Consider the following 4,680-nt stretch of genomic DNA (forward strand, 5'->3'; position numbering starts at 1 on the left):
GACGCGCCCCGCAAGCGCGCCCCCCGCAAGGGGGCGGCGGGCGGGCCGTCGGCCAACGGGCCCGATCCGCTGGCGGCCAAGCTGGAGCGCGCCGAGACGCTGGCCGCCGAGGGCAGCCACGCCGACGCCGCCGAGGCCTTCGCTTCGGTGGTGGCCGCGCAGGCCGACAACCTGCGCGCGCTGGTGGGGCTGGGCACGGCCCTGTTTGCCCAGGGCAAGTACGACGCGGCCGAGAAAGAGCTGCGCCGGGCGCAAAAGCTTGCCCCGGAGAGCGTGGAGGTGCACTTCCAGCTGGGCAACACGCTCTACAAGAAGGGCGTGTACGCCGCGGCGGCCACGGCCCTGCGCCGCGCCGTGGAGCTGGACCCGGAGCACGGCCCCGCGTTCCTGGTGCTGGGCGAGTCGCTCAACCAGATGGCCGAGAGCGACGCGGCCCTGGAGGCGCTGGAAGAGGCCGTGCGCCTGGTGCCCGAGAACACCAAGGCGTACTACGCCATGGGCATCGCCTACGACCGCAAGGGCAACCATGACCGCGCGGCCGAGATGTACCGCCTGTCCCGCGAGGTCGCCAAACCCGCCTGACCGGCCGCCCTTTCAATCAACGGTTTGGCGGATGAAGATCGCCCGCGGCTCCCGGTGAGCCGCGGGCGATCGTTCGTTCCGCGTCCGGCGATGACGTACGGACCCGTTCCCGGCTCGGCACTGGGCGCCGGGACGGACCCCGGAGAATGTCGCCACGTGTCCGTTCTGTACCCGGTCCGGACGTAATCCCGTGCGCCGGAACAGGATCTGGAAATCTGCGGAAACCCATGTTCCATAGCGGGTTACGTAACCTTCATCTACTTGGAACTTCTCCGCAGGCGTGACAGTACGCTGAAATGAAGGCGTGCCGAACGCGCCGATTCGCGGGCGCGGTGTTCATCTTTGGTCTCTCCTGTTTTCGGCGGTTCCGCACCGCCGTCCGGCGCGCCTTCCGCTCCGGCCATGCTGCCCGGAGCGCCCAGCCCTCCTTTTCACAAGGCAGGTGCCCCATGGCTTTCCCATGCCCTCCCCGCACCCTTCCCGCCGAGTGCGGCACGCCCGCGTCGTGCACCACGGACCCGCCCACCCCGTCCGCCATCTGCAACGTGGGGTGCGAGGTAGGCCCGTGCAGCCCCGAGGAGCGGGCGGACCTGAGCCGTGCCGTGCGCGCGGCGGCCACCAACGAGTCCTACTCGCCCCGCAGCCATCCCTGCAACTGCGACGAGATCGAGTTCCAGTCCTCGTTCCCCAACCGGTTCATCGCCAGCTACTCCAAGGGGCTGCCGCACAATGCCCTGGGCGAGGTGAACGCCACCGAGTACTGCAAGCTGCTCAAGGCCCTGAGCTCGGCCAACCCCGACCAGTTCGAGGACATCAACCTGGGGTGCTGCCCGGACTGCAATCCCACCATCCCGTCCGGGGTGCCCGCCGCGCTGGAGTGCCGCGTGCGCCGGCGGCCGCTGGAAAATCCGCAGGCGGCGTTCGCCTTTGACCTGGAGGGCTTCGACTCTCACGCGCTGTGCCTGCCCCCGGCGCCCAAGTTCAGCAGCGCCGAGGAGATCTCCGAGATCGCCGAGCTGTACTGGATGGCCCTGGCGCGCGACGTGGCGTTCACCCGCTACACCACGGAGGCGCTGACCACGTCGGCCCGCACGGACCTGGCCGGGTACACCTGCAACCTGGCGCCCACGGCCAGCACCAACGTGCTGTTCCGGGGCACGTCGCCCGGCAGCGAGGTGGGTCCGTACATCTCGCAGTTCCTGTACATGGACACGCCGTACGGGGCGCAGTTCATCCCCGGGCGCATCCGCACGGTGCAGCCGCACATCGACTACCTCACGGCGTACCGCGAGTGGCTGGCCGTGCAGGACGGGTGCGACCGCGAGCAGTCCGCCTGCGACGACGAGTTCCGGTGGATTCGCAACGGCCGCGACCTCGCGCAGTTCGTGCACGTGGACCTGACCTTCAACGCCTTCCTGAACGCGGCCCTGCAGCTGCTGTCGCCGGACGAGCCGCTGCGGCGGTGCGAGGCGCGTCCCGGGCGCGCGGTGGAGTTCGCGCGGTGCCTGCCGTACGTGAACCCGGCGGCGCCGTTCGAGCAGCAGTTCCCGGGCAAGGCGGCCAAGCAGATCGGCTTTGCCACCTTTGGTCCGCCGCACCTGGTTTCGCTGCTGGTGGAGACGATGGACCGGGCCCTCAAGGCCGTGTGGTACCAGAAGTGGTCCGTGCACCGGCGGCTGCGTCCGGAGGAGTTCGGCGGGCGCATCCACAACCAGAAGGTGGGCGCGGCGGCGTATCCCTTCCACGCCGCCAACTTCGCGCGGCTGGACGCCAACGTGCTGCAGCCGTTCATCTTTCCCCACAACCAGCTGCAGAACCGAAACCTGCGGCGCTTTCCGGAGGGGGGCACCTACCTGCTTCCGCAGGCGTTCGCCGAGGGAAGCCCCCTGCACCCCTCGTATGGCTCGGGGCACAGCACCGTGGCGGGGGCGCTGGGCACCATTCTCAAGGCGTTCTTCCCCCACGACCACCTGATCCTGAACCCCGTGGTGCCCACGGATGACGGGCTGGCGCTCACGGCCTTTGACCCGGGCGGCGACACGGCGCTCACCGTGGAGGGGGAGATCAACAAGCTGGTGGACAACATCGGGATCGGGCGGCTGTTCGCGGGCGTGCACTGGCGCAGCGACCACGCCGAGGCCGTGCGGCTGGGCGAGTCGGTGGCGCTCAGCATCCTGTGCAACCAGCGCAACGTCTACAACGAGCCGTACGAGATGCGGCTGCGGCGGTACGACGGCACGTGGGTGCGCATCCGGCCGGGCGGCATCTGCCCGGAGAACCTGACGGATCCCGAGAACCCCAGCGCCGAGCCGGGCACGTGCATGCGCACGCGCACGAGCTTCCTGTGCACGGGCACCACCGGCGGCGGCGAGCCCGAGCTGTAAGCCGTCACTGACGTGGACGGTGGCGCATCTCCGGTGAAGGGATGCGCCACCCGCGCGAAGCCCCGTTCGTCCACCGGGTCGGCTGACCCGGTGGACGAACGGGCTGGTTTGCTCCATATTTCCCCTGCCCGCCGCCTTCGGCATCGCCGGACCCGGCGGGCTCCTATCCACCAGACGAGAGACGATCGCATGCGCCTGATCCTGACCGGTGTTCACCCCACTTTCACCGTCAGGGACGGAGCGTTCTCTCTTGTCTACCCATCTTTCCGACGTCCGCGTCGTCGCGGAGCGGCTGGCCTGTTCGCTGGCTGACGGCCGCACCCTCTTTACCGAACTCACCCTCGGCTTTGGCCGGGAGCGCACGGGGCTTGTAGGGCCCAACGGCACCGGCAAGAGCACCCTCGTGCGCCTGCTGGCGGGCGAGCTGCGCCCGTCGGCTGGGACCGTCACGCGCGCGGGCAGCATCGGCTGGCTGCCGCAGGACTTTCGCGTGCGCGACGACCAGCCGCTGGCGACCGTCCTGGGCATCCGCGACCGACTGGCGCGCGTGGACCGCGTGCTGGCCGGCGACGCATCGGGCGACGACCTCGACCTCGTCGGCGGCGACTGGGACCTGCGCGAGCGGACCGAGGCCGTGCTGGCGCGGCTGGGCCTGTCGCACCTGGCGCTGGACCGCCCCGCGCGCAACGTGAGCGGCGGCGAGGCCACCCGCGTGGCGCTGGCCGGCGTCCTCCTGGCCGAGCCGGACTTCCTGCTGCTGGACGAGCCGACGAACAACCTGGATACCGCCGGCCGCGAGGCGCTGTACGGCTTCGTGGAGGGGTGGACGGGCGGGCTGCTGGCCGTGAGCCACGACCGCGGCCTGCTGCGGCGGATGGACCGCATCGTGGAGCTCACGCCGGCCGGCGCGCGCGTCTACGGGGGCGGATACGACCTGTACCGTGCCCAGCGCGAGGCGGAAGCGGAGGCCGCCGCGCGCGAGCTGGCCAGCGCGGAGTCCGGCCTGCGCACCGCCCGGCGCGAGGCGCAGCAGATGCGCGAGCGGCAGGCCCGGCGCGACGGCCGCGGCAGGCGCCTGGCCGAGAAGGGCGGCATCCCCAGGATTATGCTGGGGATGATGAAGGAGCGCGCCGAGGGCACCGGCGCCCGCGTGCGCGAGACGGGCGCACGGCTGGTGGAGGACGGTCGCGCGCGCCTGGACGCTGCCCGGTCGCGCGTGGACGAGCAGGCGCGGCTGGCGCTGGACCTGCCCTCCGCCGCCGTCCCCGCCGGGAAGACGGTGGTGGAGATGGAGGACGTGACGTACGCGCATCCCGGCGCCGCGTCGCCCGTCATCGACGGCGTGTCGCTGCGGATCGTGGGGCCGGAGCGCGTGGCGGTCGTGGGCCGCAACGGGGCGGGGAAGACCACGCTGCTGCGGCTGGTGACGGGCGAGCTGCGGCCGGACTCCGGCACCGTGCGCCTGGGGCTGCCGGCGGAGGAGGTGGCGTTCTTCGACCAGCAGACGCGGCGTCTGCGGGACGATGCGTCCGTGCTGGAGAACTACCGCGCCGCCAACCCGGACGAGGACGAGACGGCGGCGCGCCACGCCCTCGCGCGCTTCCTGTTCGAGGGCGATGCCGTGCACCAGTCCGCCGGCTCGCTCAGCGGAGGCCAGCGCCTTCGCGCCGCGCTGGCCTGCGCGCTGAACGGCTGGCATCCGCCGCGTCTGCTG

General features: G+C 71.5%; 3 protein-coding genes. All 3 read left to right on the top strand.

Annotation, left to right across the window (positions count from 1 at the left end; translation table 11 throughout):
• Positions 1-582 (top strand): tetratricopeptide repeat protein (locus tag VFZ20_RS11185; protein ID WP_329683959.1); only part of this gene is annotated, 582 nt, incomplete at its 5' end.
• A 449-nt stretch (positions 583-1,031) separates the two neighbouring features.
• Positions 1,032-2,966, top strand: coding sequence for a vanadium-dependent haloperoxidase (locus tag VFZ20_RS11190; protein WP_329683960.1), 1,935 nt, complete (start codon positions 1,032-1,034; stop codon positions 2,964-2,966).
• Between the two features lie 250 nt (positions 2,967-3,216).
• On the top strand, positions 3,217-4,680 hold a 1,464-nt coding region (locus tag VFZ20_RS11195; protein WP_329683961.1), incomplete at its 3' end, for an ABC-F family ATP-binding cassette domain-containing protein.

The organism is Longimicrobium sp. (genome assembly GCF_036280135.1).
Lineage (GTDB): Bacteria > Gemmatimonadota > Gemmatimonadetes > Longimicrobiales > Longimicrobiaceae > Longimicrobium.

Coding starts and splice junctions, on each gene's coding strand:
- VFZ20_RS11190 (WP_329683960.1), top strand. CDS start 1,032: ATGGCTTTCCCATGCCCTCCCCGCACCCTTCCCGCCGAGTGCGGCACG.